This is a genomic window from uncultured Metabacillus sp., assembly GCF_947503125.1.
Classification (GTDB): Bacteria; Bacillota; Bacilli; order Bacillales; family Bacillaceae; genus Metabacillus.
The window spans coordinates 20414-44704 of the sequence record NZ_CANNCR010000015.1; the positions used below are offsets into that span (position 1 = coordinate 20414).

24 protein-coding genes are annotated in these 24291 nt (G+C 36.1%); 7 read left to right on the forward strand and 17 right to left on the reverse strand.

From position 1 onward, the window contains the following. Nucleotides 1-136: 136 nt before the first annotated feature. The gene (locus tag Q1B07_RS12225; protein WP_299093507.1) at nucleotides 137-337 is read right to left on the reverse strand and encodes a DUF6501 family protein; all 201 of its coding nucleotides are present in this window, start codon (nucleotides 335-337) and stop codon (nucleotides 137-139) included. A 176-nt stretch (nucleotides 338-513) separates the two neighbouring features. Here Q1B07_RS12225 and shc point away from each other — a divergent pair, with 176 nt between their 5' ends. Continuing rightward, nucleotides 514-2400: a squalene--hopene cyclase gene (gene shc, locus Q1B07_RS12230; protein WP_299093506.1), complete on the forward strand. Its 1887-nt coding sequence runs from the start codon at nucleotides 514-516 to the stop codon at nucleotides 2398-2400. A gap of 78 nt (nucleotides 2401-2478) precedes the next feature. Beyond that, nucleotides 2479-3390 (forward strand): superoxide dismutase, encoded by a 912-nt coding sequence (locus Q1B07_RS12235; RefSeq protein ID WP_299093505.1) that lies wholly within the window; start codon nucleotides 2479-2481, stop codon nucleotides 3388-3390. A 47-nt stretch (nucleotides 3391-3437) separates the two neighbouring features. On the opposite strand, the gene Q1B07_RS12240 is transcribed toward Q1B07_RS12235, so the two are convergent. From Q1B07_RS12240 to rarD, 11 genes are all read right to left on the reverse strand, one after another. Next, nucleotides 3438-4784: a sodium-dependent transporter gene (locus tag Q1B07_RS12240; RefSeq protein WP_299093503.1), complete on the reverse strand. Its 1347-nt coding sequence runs from the start codon at nucleotides 4782-4784 to the stop codon at nucleotides 3438-3440. A 372-nt stretch (nucleotides 4785-5156) separates the two neighbouring features. Continuing rightward, entirely contained in the window at nucleotides 5157-6395 is a 1239-nt protein-coding gene (gene odhB / locus Q1B07_RS12245; RefSeq protein WP_299093501.1) for a 2-oxoglutarate dehydrogenase complex dihydrolipoyllysine-residue succinyltransferase, read from the reverse strand. A gap of 124 nt (nucleotides 6396-6519) precedes the next feature. Continuing rightward, nucleotides 6520-9384: a 2-oxoglutarate dehydrogenase E1 component gene (sucA, locus tag Q1B07_RS12250; RefSeq protein WP_299093499.1), complete on the reverse strand. Its 2865-nt coding sequence runs from the start codon at nucleotides 9382-9384 to the stop codon at nucleotides 6520-6522. A 545-nt stretch (nucleotides 9385-9929) separates the two neighbouring features. Then, nucleotides 9930-11849: a VWA domain-containing protein gene (locus tag Q1B07_RS12255; RefSeq protein ID WP_299093497.1), complete on the reverse strand. Its 1920-nt coding sequence runs from the start codon at nucleotides 11847-11849 to the stop codon at nucleotides 9930-9932. A 13-nt stretch (nucleotides 11850-11862) separates the two neighbouring features. Further along, on the reverse strand, nucleotides 11863-12750 hold the full coding sequence (locus Q1B07_RS12260) for a MoxR family ATPase (protein ID WP_299093494.1): 888 nt from the start codon (nucleotides 12748-12750) through the stop codon (nucleotides 11863-11865). Nucleotides 12751-12931: 181 nt separating this feature from the next. Next, nucleotides 12932-13984, reverse strand: coding sequence for a LysM peptidoglycan-binding domain-containing protein (locus Q1B07_RS12265; RefSeq protein ID WP_299093493.1), 1053 nt, complete (start codon nucleotides 13982-13984; stop codon nucleotides 12932-12934). A 283-nt stretch (nucleotides 13985-14267) separates the two neighbouring features. Then, nucleotides 14268-14915, reverse strand: coding sequence for a sporulation-specific diadenylate cyclase CdaS (gene cdaS / locus Q1B07_RS12270; protein ID WP_299093491.1), 648 nt, complete (start codon nucleotides 14913-14915; stop codon nucleotides 14268-14270). Nucleotides 14916-15321: 406 nt separating this feature from the next. Beyond that, entirely contained in the window at nucleotides 15322-15990 is a 669-nt protein-coding gene (gene bshB2 / locus Q1B07_RS12275) for a bacillithiol biosynthesis deacetylase BshB2 (RefSeq protein ID WP_299093490.1), read from the reverse strand. A gap of 48 nt (nucleotides 15991-16038) precedes the next feature. Then, nucleotides 16039-16389 (reverse strand): YojF family protein, encoded by a 351-nt coding sequence (locus tag Q1B07_RS12280; RefSeq protein ID WP_299093488.1) that lies wholly within the window; start codon nucleotides 16387-16389, stop codon nucleotides 16039-16041. Between the two features lie 49 nt (nucleotides 16390-16438). Then, nucleotides 16439-16702, reverse strand: a complete 264-nt coding sequence (locus Q1B07_RS12285; RefSeq protein ID WP_299093486.1) for a hypothetical protein — start codon at nucleotides 16700-16702, stop codon at nucleotides 16439-16441. A gap of 15 nt (nucleotides 16703-16717) precedes the next feature. Further along, on the reverse strand, nucleotides 16718-17659 hold the full coding sequence (rarD, locus tag Q1B07_RS12290) for an EamA family transporter RarD (RefSeq protein ID WP_299093484.1): 942 nt from the start codon (nucleotides 17657-17659) through the stop codon (nucleotides 16718-16720). A 140-nt stretch (nucleotides 17660-17799) separates the two neighbouring features. On the opposite strand from rarD, the gene Q1B07_RS12295 reads away from it, so the two are divergent. After that, on the forward strand, nucleotides 17800-18255 hold the full coding sequence (locus Q1B07_RS12295; protein WP_299093482.1) for an Hsp20/alpha crystallin family protein: 456 nt from the start codon (nucleotides 17800-17802) through the stop codon (nucleotides 18253-18255). 92 nt (nucleotides 18256-18347) lie between these two features. Here the strand turns inward: Q1B07_RS12295 and Q1B07_RS12300 are convergent, their stop codons facing one another. From Q1B07_RS12300 to Q1B07_RS12310, 3 genes are all read right to left on the reverse strand, one after another. Then, nucleotides 18348-18569, reverse strand: a complete 222-nt coding sequence (locus Q1B07_RS12300; RefSeq protein WP_299093480.1) for a hypothetical protein — start codon at nucleotides 18567-18569, stop codon at nucleotides 18348-18350. Between the two features lie 117 nt (nucleotides 18570-18686). Beyond that, complete coding sequence (locus Q1B07_RS12305; RefSeq protein WP_299093479.1) at nucleotides 18687-19427, reverse strand: SDR family oxidoreductase; 741 nt, start codon at nucleotides 19425-19427, stop codon at nucleotides 18687-18689. Nucleotides 19428-19431: 4 nt separating this feature from the next. Further along, a complete protein-coding gene (locus Q1B07_RS12310) occupies nucleotides 19432-19752 on the reverse strand; it encodes a winged helix-turn-helix transcriptional regulator (RefSeq protein ID WP_299093477.1) in 321 nt (106 codons plus the stop codon). Between the two features lie 144 nt (nucleotides 19753-19896). On the opposite strand from Q1B07_RS12310, the gene Q1B07_RS12315 reads away from it, so the two are divergent. Next, a complete protein-coding gene (locus Q1B07_RS12315) occupies nucleotides 19897-20520 on the forward strand; it encodes a nitroreductase family protein (protein ID WP_299093476.1) in 624 nt (207 codons plus the stop codon). 68 nt (nucleotides 20521-20588) lie between these two features. On the opposite strand, the gene Q1B07_RS12320 is transcribed toward Q1B07_RS12315, so the two are convergent. Next, nucleotides 20589-21977: a S41 family peptidase gene (locus tag Q1B07_RS12320; protein WP_299093475.1), complete on the reverse strand. Its 1389-nt coding sequence runs from the start codon at nucleotides 21975-21977 to the stop codon at nucleotides 20589-20591. 294 nt (nucleotides 21978-22271) lie between these two features. On the opposite strand from Q1B07_RS12320, the gene Q1B07_RS12325 reads away from it, so the two are divergent. From Q1B07_RS12325 to Q1B07_RS12335, 3 genes are all read left to right on the forward strand, one after another. Beyond that, complete coding sequence (locus Q1B07_RS12325; protein WP_299093474.1) at nucleotides 22272-22544, forward strand: hypothetical protein; 273 nt, start codon at nucleotides 22272-22274, stop codon at nucleotides 22542-22544. Nucleotides 22545-22602: 58 nt separating this feature from the next. Further along, nucleotides 22603-23319, forward strand: a complete 717-nt coding sequence (locus tag Q1B07_RS12330) for a class I SAM-dependent methyltransferase (protein WP_299093473.1) — start codon at nucleotides 22603-22605, stop codon at nucleotides 23317-23319. A 101-nt stretch (nucleotides 23320-23420) separates the two neighbouring features. Next, nucleotides 23421-23669 (forward strand): hypothetical protein, encoded by a 249-nt coding sequence (locus tag Q1B07_RS12335; RefSeq protein ID WP_299093471.1) that lies wholly within the window; start codon nucleotides 23421-23423, stop codon nucleotides 23667-23669. A 99-nt stretch (nucleotides 23670-23768) separates the two neighbouring features. Here Q1B07_RS12335 and mug read toward each other — a convergent pair whose 3' ends face one another. Beyond that, a complete protein-coding gene (gene mug, locus Q1B07_RS12340) occupies nucleotides 23769-24281 on the reverse strand; it encodes a G/U mismatch-specific DNA glycosylase (protein WP_299093469.1) in 513 nt (170 codons plus the stop codon). Nucleotides 24282-24291: the final 10 nt, after the last annotated feature.

The window sequence follows — 24291 nt, forward strand, 5'->3', positions numbered from 1 at the left end:
GTCTCCTTTTTATAAATTTCATAATGATATTATTTTCACATTTGATAATAATATCATAAAAAACAAGTGTATTCTTTTATTTTATATAAAAAAAGGATGATTCTTCATTCATCCTTTTTTTCAACCTATCATAAGATTATTCTTCAAAATAATCTTTATAATAACCACCAACTTTACCAGTATTATCAATGACAAAGTAAAATTCTTCTGTTTCATTTTGAACATCATACTGCTTACCTGCCGTTAAAGCACGATCTACCATATACTTTGCGGCATTTGTATGTACACAAGTAACCTTTTTAAGAGGTGCAGTTTTTTGCCATGTTTTATGTATCATGTTGTTTTCAATCCTTTCTTCTTTCTTCATATTTTACTATTATTTGAAGCAAAATGCCAATTGTCCTTTCAACATCAAGCTTATTTTTATATGGAAATTTACATAAAGATTAAAGATAGATAATAAGTACAAACATAACATTTTTCCTATCTGAATATTCATATAGGTGAGGTGATATGGAAATGATCACAGATGGGATGATAAAGAATGAGATAAAGACAAGAATTGAAGAATTAACCAAGCTTCAGCAAAAGGATGGCTCTTGGTCCTTTTGTTTTGAAGGGGGAATCATGACAGATGCCTTTATGATCATCCTGCTGCGTTCTTTAAATATGGGGGATGAAGAAAATTTAATTAAAAAGTTAACAAGGCGAATTGTTGATCAGCAATCTCGTAACGGAATATGGAAAGCATATCCTGATGAACGCGATGGTAACCTCTCAGCAACCGTTCAAGCTTATATCGCTCTCCTATATTCTGGACACTACAGACGCGAACACCCCATCTTGAAGAAAGCAGAGTTGTTTATTCGGAAAAAAGGAGGATTATCAAACACTCATTTTATGACAAAATGGATGCTGGCCGCTAATGGTTTATATCGCTGGCCTAAGCTTTTTTATATACCGATGACCTTTCTTCTCATTCCCCCAACGTTTCCATTAAATTTTTTTCAATTAAGTACCTATGCGCGAATCCATTTCATTCCAATGATGGTAGCTGCAAATAAAAAATTTTCGATTCAATCGCCATACACACCAAATGTTGATCACCTTATAGTTCGTACTTCTTCTACTAAATTGGGTGAATGGGATTTAACCTCTACTGGCCGATCAATAGATTACCTTACAATTGAAATGAAGAAGCTATTAAATGTTCCTAGCTATCTTCATCGTTTAGGATACGAGAAGGCAGAAAGGTATATGCTTAAAAGAATTGAAGATGACGGAACCTTGCTAAGCTACGCAAGTGCAACATTCTTTATGGTCTATAGTCTGCTTGCACTAGGTTATAAAAAGAATTCCCTGCATATCCAAAAAGCGATAGACGGTCTAAAAGGACTTGTCAGTGACAGATGTCATGGAACCCATTTAGAAAATTCAACCTCTACTATATGGGATACGGCATTAATTTGCTATGCTTTACAAGAAGCGAATGTAAGGATTGACTCACAAGTTATAAAAAACTCAACGAATTTTCTTCTCTCCAAACAACATGTCAAAAAAGGCGATTGGATGCTTCATAATCGCTTTATTGATCCAGGAGGATGGGGTTTCTCCCATAATAATACAATCAATCCGGATAATGATGATACTTCAGCAGCATTAAGAGCGATCTCCCGTCGAGCCCTTGCATCAAAAGATTATCAAGAAGCATGGTATAAAGGTGTTACCTATTTGTTGTCCATGCAAAATGCAGATGGTGGCTGGGGAGCTTTCGAGAAAAATACCAATTTTGAATTACTAGCTTACCTACCGCTCGATCATGCACAAGATGCAGCCATTGATTCATCCACTGCTGATTTAACCGGCAGGATATTAGAGTTTCTCGGTCATTTTGCTGGATTAACCCATCATCACCCCAGTGTAAATGCAGGGGTTAGTTGGTTATTAAATAATCAAGAACCAAATGGCTCATGGTATGGCCGTTGGGGAGTTTGCTATATTTACGGTACATGGGCAGCAGTGACCGGACTCGCAGCTGTTGGCGTTTCCCCTGATCATCCTGCAATAAAAAAAGCCATAACTTGGTTGGAATCGATTCAGCATCAAGATGGCGGATGGGGTGAGTCATGTTTAAGCAGTGTACGAAAGCAATATGTTCCACTTCATATAAGTACACCTTCACAAGCTTCATGGGCATTGGATACACTTATTCAAGCAGGCTGCCGAAAACGCCAGTCCGTTAAAAAAGGGCTCCAGTACTTAGTACAAGAATCAAATAGTAAAGAGTCGCTAACTTATCCAACCGGGATTGGTCTACCCGAACAATTTTATATTAACTATCATAGTTATAACTATATTTTCCCGTTATTAGCCCTTGCACATTATGCAAAGAAAACATAAAAGGTTGTTGTTAAAAAAGAGTCAATCTTTCCCCAGCGTGCATATATTGACTACGAATGATTGCAGGGAGGGTTTTGATTGTCTAAAGAATATATTGCTTTAATGAAACAGTGGTGTGAAGACATTTTAGAAAGCTACAATGGCTCGCTTGATGAGCTAAGAGAGCATATTGAGTCAAATACATTAGTTGAATGGAAACGGAAAGTTATCCAATTTCAAGACGAGCTTACAGACAAAGAAAATATGGTTCCGACAGATCTTTTTGAACGGGCAAATGAACTATACTCAGAGCTGCAACAATACTTTGAACGAAGCAAAAATCGTGACGAAGAAGAAGGATCGCGAATTCAAATGAGTTCGGGAACAGTACCAATCGGTATGCATACTCTTCCTCCGTTACCATATTCGTATGATGCTTTAGAACCTTATATCAACCAGGAGATCATGAAATTACATCATGACAAGCACCATAAAAGTTATGTTGATGGATTGAATAAAGCAGAAAAGGAAATGCAAAAAGCAAGGATGACTAATAATTTCGAACTGATAAAGCATTGGGAAAGAGAAGCTGCTTTTCATGGGGCTGGACATTATCTTCATACAATTTTCTGGAGTATCATGAGCCCGAATGGCGGTGGCCAGCCTTCAGGTATGTTAATCAGAGAAATTAATCAAAGCTTTGGAAATTTCCAAAACTTCAAATCCCACTTCTCAGAAGCAGCTAATCAAGTTGAAGGTGTTGGTTGGGCCATTTTAGTTTGGTCACCACGTTCAAGACGCTTAGAAATTCTCCAAGCTGAAAAACATCAAAATCTAAGCCAATGGGATGTTGTCCCAATCCTAGTTCTTGATGTATGGGAGCATGCCTACTATCTCCAATATAAAAACAATCGAAAGAAATATATCGAAAATTGGTGGAATATTGTCAATTGGCGGGAAGTAGAAAGACGTTTTCATGAGGCACAGCAATTAAAATGGAAACCCTATTAATACTAAAAAGGCGGATAACTGAACAAAGCAGTCATCCGCCTTATTGGTTAAATGATGCCTAAAGCATCCAAAAACACTAAAACGATCATAATTGGAGAAACATATTTTATAAGAAAAAACCAAATGACAAATACCTTTTTACTTATTGATGAACCTTGAGAAAGCTCGTTAAAAAGAGTTTTTTTAGAAAGTTTAAAAGGAACAAAAATGGCAATTAACAATGCCCCTAATGGCATTAAAATATTACTTACTAAAAAGTCGGCTGCATCAAAGATCGATTTATCAAATATTGTCACATTACTTAGCACGCCATAAGAAAGCGCTGAAGGCACGCCGACGATGAATATGCAAAGGCCAAAGATCCAAGAAAATCTTCTACGTTTCAATTCATTACCTTTTGCAAGCGGAGCAACAATAATCTCAAGCATTGAGAATGCTGAGGTTAATGTAGCGAATAAGAATAAAAGTAAAAATGCAATTAAAAAGAGAACTCCATAAGGCATTTGATTAAAGACAGTAGGTAAAACATTAAATAATAATACAGGACCTGCATCTGGCTCGATTCCGAATGAGAATACAGCCGGAAAGATCGCTAAACCAGCTAAAAGGGCAACCAATAAATTGAGGACAACAATCGATACAGCCGATTGCGGAAGGTTCTCACTTTTGGATAAATATGAGCTGTATGTCACCATAACAGAAACGCCGACACTTAACGCAAAAAATGATTGTCCCAAAGCATATAAAATTGTCTCAGATGTTACATTGGCAAAATCCGGCTTCAGGAAGAAGATAATGCCTTCCATCGCCCCATCTAATGTTAGTGATCGAATAATTAAGATCATGAAAATAATAAAAAGTGCTGGCATCATAAATTTGCTTGCTTTTTCAATTCCATTCGAAACACCTTTAGATACGACAAAAATGGTAATTAGCATAAATAAAAATTGAGCAAAAACAGTAATAGCGGGATCAGAAATACTATGACCGAATAGATCGCTATACTCTTGTTCAGTAAGTCCGCTTAATTCGCCTGTTAGTCCCTTAAAAAGATAAATTAAGATCCAACCGCCGACAACGCTGTAAAAAGACAGTAAAATAAAGCATGTCACAATTCCTAAACGACCGATTACATGCCATGATGAATGGGGTGCAATTTGCTTATAGGACTGAATAGCATCCTTTTGCGTGCTTCGCCCGATAATAAATTCACCTAATAATAGCGGTAAGCCAATCAATAAAGTAAATATAATAAAAATAAGGAAAAATACTCCCCCACCACTCGTGCCTGCGACATATGGAAACTTCCAAATAGCACCCAAGCCTATCGCCGACCCTGCTGCCGCAAGGATAAATGCCAATTTCGAAGACCATTGCTCCACATTGTTTCCCACAAAATCACCTCTAAATTTTCATGTTGTTCTTTCGTTTGTTTAGAAATGATTTTGAATAATCAAAGATAACCAATCCTACCCAAACATTATTTAGGTATTATTTTAACATTTTACTGATATAATTTAAATTGCAAATTTTAAAATAGTATTACGTTATCTGCTTTGAGTTTTTAGGATGAATTTTGTTTTCTCTGCTACATACTCTCGTTTTTAAAACAGTTGTTCAGATGTTTTTCTCCTGACTCCTTCCCCCTAGGAATCCTAGACGTATTTGTCCCAATCAACATAGTAATTAATCCATAACGATCTTTTAGCATAACTTATTATATAGACAAAGAGGCTGCCCCTTGAGACAGCCTCTTCATGATTTTATTATCCTTCTAATAATAGAGATTCCGGATCTTCTAGAAGCTCTTTCACTGTTGCCAGGAAGCTTACTGCTTCTTTTCCATCAACAATGCGGTGGTCATAGGATAAAGCAATGTACATCATCGGACGGTTTTCCATTCTTTCTTCATCAATAGCAACTGGACGAAGTTGAATTTTGTGCATTCCGAGAATACCAACTTGTGGACCATTCAAAATTGGTGTTGATAACAATGAACCGAAAACACCGCCATTTGTGATTGTAAATGTTCCGCCTTGTAAATCTCCTAAACTCAATTTATTATCACGAGCTTTTTTAGCTAGGCTTAAAATCTCGCCTTCGATACCAGCAAAGTTCAAACGATCAGCATCACGAACGACTGGTACTACTAAACCTTCTGGAGCTGAAACGGCAATACCGATATCATAGTATTTTTTAATTAACAGTTCATTGCCTTGAATCTCTGCATTTAATAGTGGGAATTGCTTCAACGCAGCAACAACTGCTTTTGTAAAGAATGACATAAATCCTAAACGAACATCATGCTGCTCAAAGAACTTATCTTTACGGCGTTTACGAACCTCCATAACAGCTGTCATATCAACCTCATTAAAAGTTGTTAACATTGCAGCTGTTTGTTGAACCTCAACTAAACGATTTGCAATTGTTTGTCTGCGTCTTGACATTTTTACACGTTCAACTGGCTTGCCTGGTTGCTCTTGTTGGACAACAGCTGAAGTTTTAGGAGCTTGCTTCACTGGTTCAGCTTGTGTTACAGTGCCTTGATTTGAATGTGCCGCCACGTCTTGCTTACGAACACGTCCTAGTGGATCAGCTGCTTGAACCTGCTGCAGATCAATACCCCGTTCACGTGCAAGCTTTCTTGCAGCAGGTGAAGCGATTGTGAAGTGCTTCTTATCCTCTGCTTTTTCAACAGCTGTATTTTGTTGAGCAGCGGGCTCTTCAGTTTCAGTCTTTGGTTGCTCTGGTGCAGCAGTTAAGACATTTCCACCCTCATCAATAATGCCAATCGTTTCTCCAACCTGTACAGTATCTCCGGACTCTTTGTGAGTTTCCTTTAAAACTCCAGAAAATTCAGCTGTAAGTTCAACATTTACTTTATCAGTTTCTACCTCTAATAGATATTCACCTTTTTCAACTAAATCACCAGGTTGCTTCAGCCATTGTGCAATTGTTCCTTCAGTAATAGATTCTGCTAATTCTGGTACTTTAATCTCAGCCATGTCGGTTCCCCCTTGAGCACTTGCTGCGAGTTTTAATTAAGAGATGAGGCTGTCTTTAAAAGGATATGATCTCTTGATTTTTGTGTCAGCCCCATCTTTAGTATATTAGGCAAGTGATGCTATATTATTTTGAATTCACAAATGATTTATCTCGTACAGTTTGAGTTAATGCTTCTGTTACAATTCGTTCTTGATCCTTTTTATGAATATTAGGATCTCCTTCAGCAGGACTTTGTCTTCTTCTTCTTCCGATATATCGTACCGGTACGCCTTCAGGTGCAATTTCACGCAATCTAGGATCCATGAATAACCAAGCTCCCATATTTTGCGGTTCTTCTTGTACCCAAACAATTTCCTCAAGTGATGTCAATCGTTCAATAATAGAAGAAATAATTTGCTTAGGGAACGGATAAAGCTCTTCTACTCGTAAGATGTGCACCCAATCTGTATCACCTTCAAGAGTATTTAATTTATCGACTAAATCAATTGAAACTTTACCACTGCATAATACGAGTCGTTTCACTTTTTCAGGAGCTTTTCCTAATCCAGGCTGTTCAATAACAGGCTTGAATTCTCCCTCAGTTAACTCTGTAATATCTGAAACAGAATGTAGATTACGCAATAAGCTTTTTGGCGTCATAATGACTAACGGACGAACTTCCTCACGTTTCAACAAGTCTGCTTGACGGCGTAATATATGGAAATATTGAGCTGCTGTTGTTAAATTGGCAACTTGCCAGCTATCCTCTGCTGAGAGCTGCAGATAACGCTCTAAACGGGCACTTGAATGCTCAGGTCCTTGTCCCTCAAATCCATGTGGTAAAAGCATGACTAACCCAGATTTTTGTCCCCACTTCGCACGTCCTGCAGCAATAAACTGATCAAAAAATACTTGAGCAGCATTTGCAAAATCACCAAATTGTGCTTCCCATAATACCAATGTTTCAGGAGCGAACACATTATATCCATATTCAAAACCAAGGACAGATCCTTCAGATAATGGGCTATTGTGAACAGCAAATGATGCTTTTGCATTTGATAATCTGTGAAGAGGCGAGTAATTTTCACCGCTTTCAATATCATGAAGAACAATATGTCTATGAGCAAAAGTACCGCGCTGTGAATCCTGTCCAGTTAGCCTGATTGGAGTACCATCTTCTAAAATCGATGCGAATGCTAACGCTTCACCTAAAGACCAATCTACCTTACCATGTTCAGATAATGCTTTCCCTCTTTTTTCTAATATCTTTTTCAGCTTAGGGAAAACTTTAAAATTTTCCGGCCAGTTAACTAGCTCTTCATTTAATTGAAGCAATTGCTCTTTATCAACGGAGGTTTTCAGTTTAGGAAGTCCGTTGTTAACAAATTCAGGAAGTTTGATTTCATGTACTTGTGCAACTCTATTATCAGGTACTTTTTGATGAGCTTTTTCAAGTGTTGATTGGACTTCCTGATTTATTTTATCAAGCTCTTCTGACTTTATAATCCCTTCATTAACTAGCTTATTGCCGTATAATGCACGGACTGTTGGATGCTTACGAACTTTTTCATACAGCTTTGGCTGGGTCATGGAAGGTTCGTCCATCTCGTTATGTCCAAATCGTCGATAGCCGATTAGATCAATTAAGAAATCACTCTTGAATTTATTTCGGTATTCCATTGCGATATACACTGCAGCTAAACAAGCTTCAGGGTCATCTGCATTTACGTGAACAATTGGAATTTCATAGCCTTTAGCTATATCACTTGCATATTTTGTTGAACGCGAATCTCGGCTTTCTGTTGTAAAACCAATCATATTATTGGCAATAATATGGATCGTTCCACCTGTTTGATAACCTGTTAATTTATTTAAATTAAGGGTTTCAGCAACGATACCTTCTCCAGGGAATGCAGCGTCACCATGAATTAAGATAGCCATAGCTGCGCTTTCATCTTGCTTCGGATAGCCCTTTTCAGTACGTTTTTCTTGAGCAGCACGTGTATAGCCCTCAACGATTGGATCAATGAATTCCAAGTGGCTAGGGTTGTTTGCTAATGTAACCTTTGCACGAACAGTATTTTCATCTTTGATCTGTTTATTTGCACCTAAATGGTATTTAACATCACCGCTCCAGCCGTAGTTAATACCGATGGAGCCTTCAGACGGTACTAAATCTTTATTTGGAGCATGCTGGAATTCGGAAAAAATAATTTCATATGGTTTTCCAAGTACATGTGCCAAGACGTTCAAGCGGCCGCGATGTGCCATCCCGATATTGATGGTATCTGTACCGGACTGAACAGCACTAGAGATTAATTCATCAAGAATAGGTACAAGCATGTCCAAGCCTTCAATAGAAAAACGCTTTTGTCCTACAAACGTACGGTGAAGGAATTGCTCAAAGCCCTCAACTTCTGTTAGTCTTTTTAAAATCGATTTGCGTTTTTCATCTGTTAGGTCCTTAAATATAGCACCGGACTCTACCATTTTCACAAGCCATGTTTTTTCTTCATAATTGTGGACATGGCTAAATTCAAATGCAATTGTTCTTTTATAAACATCTTTTAAATATTGATACGCTTCGAGCCCGTTTGTTACATGCTCTGGGGCATCCTTACATAAAAGATGAGCAGGAATGTCTTTTAAGTCCTCTTCAGTCAAATTATATTCTTCAAGTTGAAGAAATTCATTCTTTTCACTGCAATCCTCGAATGGATAAATAGACGCATTTAAGTGTCCATGTCTGCGAATATTTGTCACGAGATTGACTGCTTCTGCGATTTTCGTCATTTTATCAGCACTAATATAGTCATGATCGGCTGATACTGTCATTTGATTAGTCTCTATAGAAGGAGAGCCCCAAGTATCAAAAATTTCCTTTAATTCTATATCAACAGAGTTTGGATCAATTTTATATTGATCGTATTGCTCCATGACATAGCCGAGGTTTGGACCATGGAAATCTTCCCAAGGGAATTTTCTCTTCAGTGAACCTTCTTCTGACATCTAACATTACCCCCAACTATTCATAAGTGTTCAGAAAAACTTTTCTGATACGTAGGAAAGAAATTATTATCCTACAATATTAACCAATGCTGTTAGTATAGTAGTATGATATTTAAACGCTTCCAAACACTATTTTACCATTGCTATCCTCACATTCCAAGCATAGTTCAGTAAAATTTTTAAAAAAAATTCAATCTTTTCCCGCTTTTTTCATAAGATTGATGATTTGTTTGAATTGTTTGAATAATCATACTAATCACTTGTATTTGCTTACTTCTATCATACACCAAATTAATTGGAAAAAAGATCAATTTTTATTTTTTTAAAGTATTTTTTTGTTTTGTTTAGCTTGTATGATGTATTTCGTCATACTCACGGGCTATACGCCTGCAGATTATCCTTTAACCCGATACACTTCAGTTTAAGGACTCTGTTAAAATCAACAATATTCTTTAACATAGCATGTTATTTTGCTAGCTGAGAAGAGAAAGGCTGTTTCATAAAAATAGCCCCTAGTATCTCGGGTAAGAGCTAGAGGCCTAACATTAAATTGTTTTTAATAGTAGTCTTTTTAATAATGGGAATAGCTGTTCTGGGAGCTCATCTAATTTATCTACAAAAATACTATACTTTCCATAGATGTTCTGAATTGTTTTTTTGGTGGCTTCGTTAATTTCACCACGTGATAAAAATACGTTCATTACTTCTATTCCCATTTTTCTTGCTTCTAAAACAGCTTCATGAGTATCGATGACACCATTTCTCTCATATCCCATTGCCGCGGGTTCTCCATCGGAAAAAACAAGGAGAAATTTTTGTTTTTCGTTTCTCTTCATTAATTGTTTTGTCATATGTCTAATTGCAAAGCCATCACGATTATCCTCCTCTGGAGAAAGCTGCATTATCTCAGGTCCAGCCTGAGGTTCCAGAGAATCCTTAAAAGAAATAACGGTATTAAAATGATTAGGCTGTCTTGTTTTAGATGCTTCATTTGTATCTTCCCAAAAACCGACAATTTGATGCGGTACTCTAACTGACTTTAACGTTTCATGAAATAATGTGATTCCTAGTTTTGTTTGTTCCATTTTATCAAACATTGATGCTGAACAATCTACTAATAGGGTAAAAACAGCATCGATTTGCGGTGATTTTTCTTGTTTTTTATAAAATAGCTTTGGGTTATCATCTGTTAAAATTCGCAAAAGCTTTTTATTTAATCTTCCGATATGGAGATCCGTTCTAGGCAAGGTTCGTTTATGTTCCAATGTTTTCTGGATCATTAGCTTAAGCTTTTTTTGAAACAATTGAATATTTGAACGATCTGTTTTATATTGTTCAATTTCATTAGGAAGTGGTGGTTTTGCTCCAATAAATACTGGTATCGCATATTTATTTTCTTTTCCATATGAATAATCAGCTGTCATTGCACGTTCTTCAACTGTATTTTCCAACGCTTCAAGCTTTGAATAATCGTTCTTTTTTGCCTGTTTGGAAGTACCTTGCACCATCGCAAGCGCCTGATCACCATCATCTCCTTCTCTGACTATGCCGTCTCCGCTGATGGTTGTGTTTGTTCCTTGCTCTAAATCGAATTGCAAAAAGCTCTTTGTCGGCTTGCTCGTCTCACTATGCCAGGTTGGTAATTTATCACCATGAACGTCTTCATCACCTTTTTTGGCGTCCGCTATCTTGTCCTTATTTTTTAACTTTGATTTTCGTTTTAGCTCATCAAAAAGACTTGCTGCTTTAAACGATTCATATGGCAAATCAGCTAAATAGAAGTAGGTATTTAACATATCACTTTCAAGTATTTCTTCCAATACCTCCATTAGGTCAAGAACAATTCGAATGACTTCTTTCGTTGATTTCACGTCGTAGGCTTGATAGAGTTTAGATTCTATAAAAGGAAAAGCACGATCCAAGTCCTCCGATAAACTTGGAAGCAGTCCTAAAGGTGAATGAGCCGTTAGTTTTAGGTATAATAAATTAAATAAAGCATCCGTTAAAATGCCTCGTTCTTGATGAATGGTAAGCTGACTTCTAAAATGCTTACGATACAACTTCCTTCTCATCTCAAAGGCCCTTTTTGTTCCTGGTCGTTCTCTTTTACTTATTTCCTCTAGACGTACATCTTCTATAAGCATGCATAATTGCTTTGCAAAACTTTCTAGCTTGAATGTTTTCGCCTGTCCAATAAACAATCCAAGTTCACGATAATTTGTGTTGTAAAAGTTTCCGATGCATCTAAGATAAATGTCACTTTTCATTGCAAGAATCCTTTCGTTTTTTTCACGATGATCCCAAAAGTGGCTAACATAGATTTTTTCCTCAAAAGGATCTATATAGGATTGGACACTATAGTCAACCTCAAATTTATTTTCTTTCGTAAGCGCTTTGGCGAGGTCAGATAATTCCATAAATAATAAGGAATCGACTTGTTGATCGTTGAACTTAATAAATCTCAATGTAAAAACCTCACTACTCGAATAATGTCTCCGCTAAATTGCGAATGGCAGCCTTTTCCCTTTCGTCCTCCAGCTTATCAATAATCCCTCTTTCAATGGCGCGAAGCGGGGGTAAAAATCTTGCTAAATCACAGGTATCAATTAACGCACGAATAGAAGCTGCTTCTTCTGATACTTGTCCGTTTTGTACAAGGGTAAGAAGATCTGCAGATAATCGAGTGAAAGTCGTTAATAATGCGGCATCGGCAAGCGCTGACTGACTCTGCAAAACATTTTTTAAATCATTTCCTTGAATATATGGTACATCGATTACAACAAAACGGTTTTTTAATGCTTCATTTAGCGGGACTGTCCCTACATAACCTTCATTGATTGCAGCAATTACACCAAAGTTTTCTTTTGCCTTGATTACCTCACCTGTAAATGGGTTTGTCATCATTCTTCGATAATCAAGGACTCCATTTAAGATTGGCAGGGTTTCAGGTTTTGCCATATTTATTTCATCTATATATAATAAATGTCCGTTTTTCATTGCCTTTACTACAGGGCCTGAAACAAATTCAATGGAGGTAGAACCATTATGATTTTCAATTGTTTTAAAGCCTAAAAGCGCTTCTGCATCCAAATCTATAGAGCAATTAATACTGTGCATTGGTTGTTGAAAAAGAAAAGAAAGTGTTTCTGCCAGCTTTGTCTTACCAGATCCTGTTGGCCCTTTTAACAGTACATTTTTCCCCAATGCCAGAGCAATCATCGCATCATGTAAAATCGATTCATCTGCTGGTGTAAAGCCTCCTTTTCCTATTAATAATGTCTCTTCATCATTATAAGAAAGTGATGAACGATTCTGTATCATTGTTTTTATTTCTTGAGGTAACTGAAGTGTAAGTAGTTGATCCATCTATAATCCTTCTTTCTAGCTTATCTATTACGTTTTTAAAAAATTTAGTCCAAAAAAGAGTATACTAGAAACTTACGTGGTATACAAAGGGAAGGATTTTTTCTAAGTAAATAAATGACGTCAAACCTTTTAGAAGACGCAAAAAAAGAACCTAAAAAGTAGGCTCTTTTTTATTTTTTGATTAGAAACGCTTTGCACCTAAATAGCGCTGCTTCCAATATGTATTATTTAAATTAGAGATTGTAACTCCTGAACTGCTTGCGTGAATAAATTCATTATTTCCTAAATAAATTCCCATATGTGAGGGACCTGCTTTATAGGTTGTAAAATAAACAAAATCACCTACAGAAGGCGTACTTACCGACTTCATCATATCCCAATAGCCCGCAGTGCTTAAACGGGAAACAGATGTAACTTTATTTAGCACATAATAAATGAATCCACTGCAATCAAATCCTGATGGCGTATTTCCGCCCCAACGATATGGTGTTCCCATTAATGCTTTTGCTTCACTTATCATCTTATCAACTTTGCTAACAGATGAGCTTTGCTGAGAACCTTGAGAACCTGAATTGTTTGTGGAAGGCTTACTAACTTCCCCATTTACTTTTAAGACTTGTCCAATCATAAGAAAATCTGATTTTAAATTGTTTGTAACCTTTAGCTCTGCAATTGTTATATTAAACTTATTGGCAATCTTCCATAATGAATCACCAGCTTTTACCGTATATGTAGAAGAAGATGAACCTGAGTTTGTTGGTTTCTCTGCTTGATTACTAGATTGACTATTTCCTGCTGTTTGACCAGCTGTTTTTTTCACGACTAGAGTTTGACCTACATAAATCAGATCACCTTTTAAGCCATTAAGCCTTTTTAATTCACTTACAGATGTATTATACCTTCTTGAAATAACCCACAACGAATCCCCCGCCTTCACCTTATAGGTTGATGTGGATGTTAATGGTTTTTTTTGTGTTGTTCCAGACGTTGAGCTAGAGCTTGCAGATGAAGTTTTCTTTGGCCCTGGAACTTCAAGAACTTGACCGACTCTCAAAAAACTTGAGTTTAAACCATTCAAATCCATAAGTGTTTTAACAGATGTGTTATAATCTCGGGAAAGCTCCCAGAGTGTATCCCCGCTTTTCACTTTAATACTCTCGGCAGCTGCCATTGATGTAAATAACGTTGAACTTACTACAGCAGTTGCTGTTAATCCAATCAGTTTTTGCTTCATTTCTACTAGTAACCTCCTAGGTATGTATCCAATAATAGTTTAATAGATAAATAGACGAAAAACTACATAATGACATAAAATATGTAATAAACTGATAAAAATTTCTCAATATTATCATACATAAACTTACAGTTATAGACAATCATTTCTTTTTACAAGGCTGCAAATTTTCTCAAAGCCAACCTCTTTATCTGTTAATATATCGAATCGTTGTTAAGAAATACAAATTTTGTTATCCCGCTTCATTCCAACCATTTTTCTCCTCTAACACCTATATGTTATCTTAATGATCTTTTAGTTTATCACCATTTTGAAATCCTGCTTCCGATGAACTTATTGGATATAAAGTACCATCCAATGCAAAAGACATTTTACCTGTTTCTTCAGAAACAACTAATACAAGGGCATCTGATATTTCAGAAAGGCCGATTGCTGCACGGTGTCTTGTACCCACTTTTTTATTTCCAAAATTTTGCTCAGTTAAAGGCAAAACATTTGCAGCAGAAATGATATAATCCCCCTTTATAAGTACTGCTCCATCATGAAGCGGGTTTCCGGGAAAAAAGATACTTTCAACCAATCTGCTCGATAAATTTGCATTTAGCTGGATTCCTCCCTGCAGGAACCTGCCTACTGCTTGATTACGCTCAATAATAAGTAATGCACCATGTCGACGATCCGACAAATTTTGGATCGCTTTTGCAATCTCTATGTAATTTGTTGTGAAGTCTGAGATATATGCCTTTAAGTAAAAAAAAGATGCTGAGGACTGGATTTCATTAAACCGGTCTCGAATATGAGCAAGCTCACATAGTAAGCAATAATCCTTTTCGCCAATTGAAGACCTCATCATTTCTGCTTCTTCAATAATTTGTTCCAGGTGAAATGAAATGTGATTTTTAATGTCCGTAAATGGTTTGCTCTTTTCCAACTGATCCACCCTCCTTTGTATTAGTTTTATTATTTTTAAAAATAATATGAATTAATTTTTTCTCATCATTCACTTGTTCTCATGTATCATTTTTCTTTTTTATCCCATACTAAAAATGGGAGGTTTTGCCAATGATTACACAGAAAATTTTTCAATATACTTTTAGTATCCTTGGAGTACTTTCATTAGGTTATTTTTATTATCAAATGTTTAAAGGTGAATCACGTAAAGAAGATAATTAACTAGATGCTTTCTGGCTCTGGATAGGGTTAATTACAGGACTTGCAGCAGGGGCAATCAGACTTTCAATACGGCTTCGAATCATTCAAAAGCGAAATGAATTTTTGTTATACAAAAAAGCTAATTCCGTTTAGAATTAGCTTTTTTCTTCTATATTAAATGAGGGTTAACAATCATCCCACTTATAGGTATAGTACACTTCTGTTTCAAACCAATGCGTAACTTCAGGATCTTTATTCAACAGCTTTTCCTCCATCTGCTTAAGCATTCCTTCTGTTTGTGAACGATGTGCTTTAAGAGCTTTCAATTTGATATCTGCTACATCAGTTATATTGATTGTAACATCAGGCTCCCCGATTTTCTCGAATCGATCATTAGAAAAGGCTAAACAATACGTTAATGGTCGCTTTTGAACAGGTCGTCGTTTCAACGCACGGATTACAGCTGCCCCACAAGCATCATGATCCGGATGTACGGCAAAACCTGGATAAAAGGTCACAACAAGTGATGGCTCAATTTCATCAATAATCTTTTCCATCATATCTGCCAATTGTTCATCATCTTCAAACTCAAGGGTTTTATCACGTAAACCAAGCATCCTTAAATCCTGAATATCCATAGCTTCACAAGCAGCTTCTAACTCTTTCTTACGGATTAGCGGCAGAGATTCACGATTCGCAAATAAAGGATTCCCCATATTTCTTCCCATCTCGCCTAATGTACCACAAGCATAGGTTACAGGAATTCCTGCCTTTCTTTTTTGTGCAATTAGTCCTGCAACGCCGAACGATTCGTCATCAGGATGTGGTAAGATTACTAGAACATGTTCTCTCATTCTTCAATCTCCTTTTTTAAAAAAGAATTTATTAAACGATGTATTAATTTAATATCGAAAAGGATTTTCACTTATTTGCAATGCAATTGCTAATTGTCCTTCCGAGTTGTGTCCGGCCATTAAAAGCTGATTTTCATCATTGTAAAGAAAATCGGTCAGCCCTTCAGCATAGACCCAGCCCTCATCCATCTTTAACCCAACACGGTAAGGACCATTCCCTGTAATTTTTGCTTGGTTATAAGCTACCTTTGTATTGCGAATGAACGCAACCACAGTCATGTTTGATTCATTTTTATGGGCTGAATATGCACCTGTTGTTGTTTCTAAATGAATATATACTTGTTTATTTAAAAATTGATCAAGATATGCTTGTACATCCTTCTTATTGATTGGCAACATCTTAAAATCCTCCCTATAACTATTGATCCTAAATTTTCCGGCTGTCACATTATTTCTTAACTTCTTCAAATACCTTGCTATGTAATTCAATTAATTTAACTTTATAAGTATCAGGTAATGAAGATGAAATAATTCTTTTAATAGCTGAATGAAATTTTTCTTCTGGAGTTTTTCTTAACCGCGGGTGGGTCATTTCATCCTTCAGCTCGATAACAATGGAAGACCATAGTGTTTCAAAATCATCCTTTTTTACATACATAGAACGATTTACCCATAATTGTCGATAGGCATCTAATAATTCCTTAGCATCCATTTCTTTGTTCTCCCTTTATAAACCGATTGAATTTTTTCTCGTTCGTTTTATTTCGACTTTACTTAAGTATTTTGAGTTAGAAAAAGTAAATAAAATTAATGCACTCCAAATAAATGAAAAGGTAATGATTTCAATTGTAGAAAATGGTTCCTTGTATAAAACGATCCCAATGATCAAGGTTATCGTTGGTGAAATATACTGTAAAACTCCGATCATGAACAATGGAATGCGCTGCGCCCCACTCGCAAATAGCAATAAAGGAAGTGCTGTTGCAATCCCAGCTCCAACCAATAACACATTTGTCGTTATATCAAATGCAAAAAACTCTGATTTCCCGCTACTAAAGATCAACCATAAATAATAGGCTGCAATCGGAGTAACAACCAATGTTTCGAAGGTTAACCCGATGGAAGGACAAAGCTTTGTCATCTTTTTTGTCAATCCATACAAACCAAAGCTTAATGCTAACGTAATTGCAATCCAGGGAACCTGACCATAATGGAGAGTCATGATCATGACACCGATGGCGGCAATAAGAAAAGAGACCTTTTGTAAAAGATTTAGCCTTTCCTTAAAAAAGATCATTCCTAATAGCACACTGATTAAAGGATTTATGTAGTATCCTAGGCTTGCCTCGATCATATTGTCATGATTAACAGACCATATATAAACAAACCAATTAATGCTTATTAGCAATGATGACAATAATAAGGAAATAAATAACAGTGGCTGTTTTATAATTCTTTTGCTTGCATCCATTACATTTTTCCACTCTTTATTAAAGGAAAGCACTACGACCATAAACATAAACGACCAGAAAATTCGATGTGCTAAAATTTCTTCTGCTGAAACATGTTCGATCATTTTCCAATATAAAGGCAAAATACCCCAAAGAAAATAAGAGCCTGCGGTATAAATAAGACCTAATTTGTATGTATTCACTGCTGACGTATCCATCTTAAAACCTCACTCCTTATTCACCTAATGACCATTATAAACATTAAGCTTCATGTCCTACAACATATACGCCTTACTAACCTATTTATAAACTAATGCATATCATGATACTGACTATTTCTAGGTAAGGATGTGGAAGGATGTTTCCTTGGAATAAACAATTTCCATTTGACCAAACAGGTTTTACCCAGCATTTTAATAAAATGAATCCAAAGGAAGTTGAAAATTATATACAGTCAGTTATGAAAAACGTATTTGGGGGAGATTTCTCACAACAATTTCCTTTTCAAGGAGAACTTTTGCAAAAAAATAAGAATGAAAGGTCATCAAAGCAAGATTCTCCCGAAATATTTGAAACGAATGATTATATTTATGTTAAACTCCCCGTCTCAGAGGAGGAAATTGGGAAATTAAAACTACAGCACACCCGTCACCAGTTTATTGTCCAACACCAATCTGAAGAAACGAAGCATATGCTGCCTGCTCCTGTTAAACGGAAAGGGACAAAAGCAAGGTATACCGATGGCTTTCTTGAAATCCAATTTATTAAACTTCAGGAAGAAAGTATCTCTGAGGTTGCCATTTCGTATGAATGAGGTAAAGAGGGTGTCGTATAAAAAACAGGGTCTGACCCCAGTTAAACACAATTTCTCGATGTGTTTGTCTGAGAGGACAGACCCTCTTTTTTTTAATATGGAAAACCCCCACCATAAGGAGGGTAGCCATATCCATATCCATATCCATATTTTCCATATGGTGAGCCTCCATATGGAAAATATGGGTAAAATGGTGGTCTTGGTCTAAAAATGGCACTTCCGACTAATCCACCAAGAAATCCGCCTATAAACGGTCCTCCAAAAAAGAAACGACCGTCTGGGTAAGGTCTATTGCGCATCATATAAGGTGACATTATTTACCTCCTCGAATATTTACCTACACTAAAAAGTATTCAAAGAAGTAAACATTGGAGTGGGCTAATAACTACCTTTTAGGTAATTTGCTTAATTTTCTCAAATAGACTTGCAGCTTACTCTTCATAAATCATCTTTTTAGTCATTCCGCCGTCTATGACAAGATTAGTACCTGTTATAAAATCATTGTCCTCCATTGTTAAATATAAGCAGGCTCTTGCAATATCTGACGGTTTTCCGACTCGTTTAGAAAAATGCTGCAAATGATCAATATCACGCAAAGATTCATAATCACCCGTTTCAATCCAACCAGGTGAAATTACATTCACTTGGATGTGATCTTCTCCTAAAGAGGCTGCTAGGGCGTGGGTTAAAGCCACGATACCACCCTTTGCTGCCGCATAAGCCTCAGAGTTTTTTTCCGACATGATTGCCCTTGTCGAGGCAATATTAATAATTTTTCCACCCTTAGGATTACGTTTCATTTCTTTTGCCGCTTCCCGAGATGCAAACATGACACTTGTTAAATTCGTTGCAATGACTTTGTCCCACTCTTCAACAGTTATTTTATATGGAGATACCCATTTTGAAATCCCTGCATTATTAATTAAAATATCAATTGAATGGTATCGTTTTTTTGTTTCCTTCATGAGGTATTCGATTTCTGTGAGTTTAGAAACATCGGTTTTTATAAAGTAAACTTGCAAATTTTGGGCATGACATTCGTCTTCAAGCTTTCTACCAGCCTCTTTATCAACATCTGCAATAACAACGTTGTATCCCTTTATTGCATATTGTAACACAATCTCTTTGCCTATCCCTTTTGACCCTCCTGTAACGATTACGGTTTCTGTCATTTATTTAATCCTCCTCAGGAACACAATATCTGTTAGCCCAGATACCAACTTCTCGCACAACACCTTCCAGGCATTTTCCCTTTTTAGTTAATTGGTAAATTACTTTTATTGGGGTTTCATCGATAACAATTCTTTCTAAAAGCCCTTCATTTTCCAATTCCTTTAGACGTTCAGATAACATCTTTTGACTAATACTAGGGATAATGTCTGTCAAATCCTTAAATCTTTTAGGTCCATCTAATAAAACATGAATGATAATTCCAATCCAGCGTTTACCTAAAAGACGAAAAGCTGATTCCATCTTTGGACAAAGATTGATTGACATTTTTATCGCTCCTTGTTTTAATTTCTTGACTCATTTTATCACATCCATTATGATATGAGAGATACTAAACACTTACGAAAAGTAAGTTTATTACTTTTAGTATAAAAGAAAGCTACCATAAATTCAACTAAGGAGGAAAATACAATGAATACAACATATAAAGCTGATTTATTATCTGTATTTAAAGAACGTGCATCTGTACGCAACTATGATTCAAGTGCTGAAATTTCTAAAGAAGAATTAACTGAGATTTTAACTTATACAACAAAAGCACCTTCGGCTTGGAATCTCCAGCATTGGCATTTTACTGTATTTAAGAGTAAGGAGTCAAAGGAAAGATTACTTCCTATTGCTTATAATCAAAGTCAAATTGTTGAATCATCAGCAGTTATTGCGATTTTAGGTGACCTTGAAGCAAACAAAAATACTGATCAAGTATATGATCCATTAGTAAAAGCAGGCTATATGACTTCAGAAATAAAAGAAACACTAGCAGGGCAAATTGACCGTGCTTATAAAGATAAAGGCTTTGCAAGAGATGCAGCTTTATCAAATGCTTCTTTAGCTGCAATGCAGTTAATGCTTGTTGCAAAAACGAAAGGGTTTGACTCTTGTGCTATAGGCGGCTTTAATAAAGATTTATTCATGAAGGAATTCAATATTACAGAAAGGTATGTCCCAATCATGCTGATTTCAATTGGAAAAGCTGTAAAACCAGCTCATCAAAGTAGCAGATTAGAATTAGATAGCGTTTCAACATGGTTATAAAATAAGACAAAAAGAGGGTGTCTTAAAGTGTATGACCACACTTTGAGACACCCTCTCTAATTCATTCATTATTTCAATTCTTCTTTTAACATAGATATAGCTTTTTCTAACTGTGTATCATTTTCTTTTAATTTATTTTGAATTTGTTCCATTATTTTTATGGTAGTTTCACCGGTTATGTTTCCATCAACCTTTAATTTATTTTGTGTCTGGAATTCTTTAACAGCCTGCACAGTAGTTTCATCAAAATAACCTTCCACACTGTTGCTAAATCCTAAAGCTTGTAGCATTTGTTGTGCTGCCTTTACTTCTGCTTTGGAATCTCCCTTTTTCAGGACAGTTTCCGGATTTATATACGGAAGATTTGCATATGCCGGCAGCTCTGCTTTTACCTGTGGTTCGATTCCTTTTTCATGTATCCATGTCCCATCAGGTGTCAGCCATTTTGCTGTTGTAAATTTCACAGAAGATGAATCCTTAAATGACTGTGCTGTTTGAATTGTACCTTTTCCAAACGTCTTTTCTCCAACTAAAGGAATACCTGCTGATTGATGCAAGGCCGCTGCCATGATTTCTCCTGCACTAGCCGTTCCCCCGTCTATTATGACAGTTGTAGGAAGATCTATAAAGGTATCGTCTTCCGCTTTATATACTTCTCTAGATCCATCACTATTTTCTACTTGTAAAATATTTTTGCCTTTTGGCAGGAAGAGATCTGACATTGCTAATGCTTGATCCATTAATCCACCAGGATTTTGCCGTAAGTCAATGATTAGTCCTTCAACATTTTTATTCTGAAGGTCTGATAGAGCATTGGCTAATTCTTCCCCTGTTGACTCAGAGAATTTCGTAATTTGAATTTTACCGATATTTCCTTCTATGACCTCGGAGTAAACTGTTTCTAACGGAATCGTATCACGAGTTATTGTAAAGTTAAGTTCACCAACGCCAGCTCGTTGCACAACCAGGTTAACCTTTGTTCCCTTTTTACCTCTGATTTTCATGACTGCTTCATTAACTGAAAGACCTTCCATTGATTCATCATTCACTTTTAAGATAATGTCTTTGGGCTTAATTCCAGCTTTTTCGGCTGGGGATCCTTTAATTGGTGAAACAATCATGATGCTTCCATTACTTTCTTGCACTTCGGCACCGATTCCTTCAAAAGAAGAGGATATATTTTCGTTAAAGCTTTTTGCTTCTTCAACATCCATATAAACAGTATATGGGTCTTCAAGGGATTCAACCATCCCCTTGATAGCTCCTTCTACAAGCTTATCAGTATCGACGTCCTTGTAATAACCTTCTTGTAAAATGTCATATGTTGCTCGTAATTTTTGGAAAGGATCACCATTATCGCCACCTGCAATTACTCTTAGCTGTACAGCACTGTATGTAATTGCTGATGCAAAGATGGCTGTAACGATTATCCAAATAATAAATCTGCTTTTTTTCACGTACCACTCACACCACCTTTATGTATGTACCTATTATGTCTAAGCAAATTTCATACGTCAACTAATATGGAAAAGATTAATTGTTACGAATTTTAGAAAGGCTTTAACACAGTTTTTTTAAGTTAGTGAATTCTAATTTACAAAAATGGAGATTCCCTACTTTTTAACTAGAACATTTTGAATTCTATTGAATAGTAATAATATTGTTTTTTATATTCGACAAATTGTACGATACTTTTTTATTAGTTAATTGTAAAGTTTATTACACGAATGTAAATTTAGGAGGTAGATAGGATGCAACTTGCTGATTACATTGGAAAATCTGATTTAGAAATCATTCATTTTGTCTTTTCATTAATTAAAGACATTGATTATAAAATTAAGAACAAAACATTTTTTTATAAAAATCAGGTGATTCATTATATAAATGAGCATGTCGATCATTTTATTAGCCGATTACATGTCAGATGTTCATTACAAAGGATTTACAGGGCTGAGATTCAGCAAATGATAACGCCTAAACTAAAGAACATTTTTGAAAGACATCCCCTTTTAAGCTGTGTCTAACACCTGGCAATCAGTTCTCGCATAGCTTAGCTTAGAGAACTGATTGGAGGAAGAATAGGTGAATTATTTAAAAATGCTGTCTTTGTTAGGCATTGGCGGTGCACATCCTGGCGGTCTTTCATTAACTAAAAAAATCTTTGAAAGTGAACAAATCCCTTTAAATAGAATTATTCTTGATGCCGGCTGCGGTACAGGACAAACCGCAAGCTACCTTTATCAATTAGGTTACCCTATTACAGGATTAGACTTTGATCCCCAAATGATTCAACATGCAAAAAAGAGAAATCAACAATTAAACATTGAGATTCCTTACTTAAATGAAGACCTTTCACATACATCTCTGCCTGCTAATACGTTTGATCTTATTTTATCTGAATCCGTCTTAAATTTCACATCACTTCCTGACACTTTGTCTGAAATTTCAAGGATTTTGAAGCAAAATGGTCTAGTTATTGCCATTGAAATGATCCGCAAGGCACCGCTATCATCAGATGAAGAAGACGAACTGAAAGCATTCTATGGTTGTAACGGAATCTTTTCTGTTAGTGAATGGGAAAAACAATTCACCCAAAATGGATTTACTATTTATAAAGTGTTAAATGAGGAAGATTTGATCCTTCAAGATATGGGTGAACCCTCAACAGAATTTTCTCCTGTTGAGGCATTACCAGACGATGCCTTTACGCTTCTTTCTGAACATGAAAAAATTTCAAATAAGTATGGAAATAAACTAACCTTTTCTGTTTTCTTTGCCCGCAAGACAATCCTAAAATGACATCTTAGCTAAAATAAAATGAATGGAGCTAGTATTTCCGTACAGTCCTTCCCCGTCATTTCTCATAGTATATGATAAATGAACGGAAGGAGGGAAAAGTCATGTCACAACATTATTATCATTTATGCTGTCGATATAATGGAAAAGTTGTTCGTATTCATGAAAGAAATGGTCGTGTTCATGTCGGAAGAATTTGTCGTGTTACTCAGAATAAAGTTTTTATCGAGCCGATTAGACAAAGAGGCGGATATGGACTCGGTTTTTACGGAGGGTATGGCTATGGTTACCCATATGGAATTGGCTTAGGTTTTATAACTGGTATTGCTTTAGCAGGCTTATTTTTTTGGTAATAATCACTTATTTTATGAACATTGGGGCTGGCTCAAAACAAAAGGGCTAGCCCCCAAACAAATGATAGTAAACCGTTTGTTTGATGACTAAAGCCCATTTTACCATGGATGATGGAAAATTTTATGAACTTGACGATAGATTGAAATAATCGTTTCTAGATCCATTCTAACTAAGCCGCTTGACGATGGTGCGACAAAATCAATCACACCATCTATCACACTTTGTTCTTGTTTTCCCCATTCAGCCTTTTTTTGTTGACTGTATTGTAGATAGACACCTTTTCCTACAAAAAAGGCAACTTTAGGGCGATATTTAGAGATTTTTCTTCTTAAAATATCTCTCCCTATTTGATACTCTTCACGTGTAATTTCATCTGCTGCTTTCGTTGGCCGCGCTACAATATTCGTAAACCCAATTCCTTGTTTTATTAACGAGGCATCTTCTTCTGGTTTAAACTGACGGTCTGTGATCTCTGCCATAAAAAGGATTTTCCAAAAACGATTGTTCTTATTAGCGTAATGATGACCTGTTTCACCAGAAACAAGACTCGGATTAAAGCCGATGAAAAGAATATCTAAATCCTTTTTAAGGATATCCATTTTGTTGTCCATAATCATCACC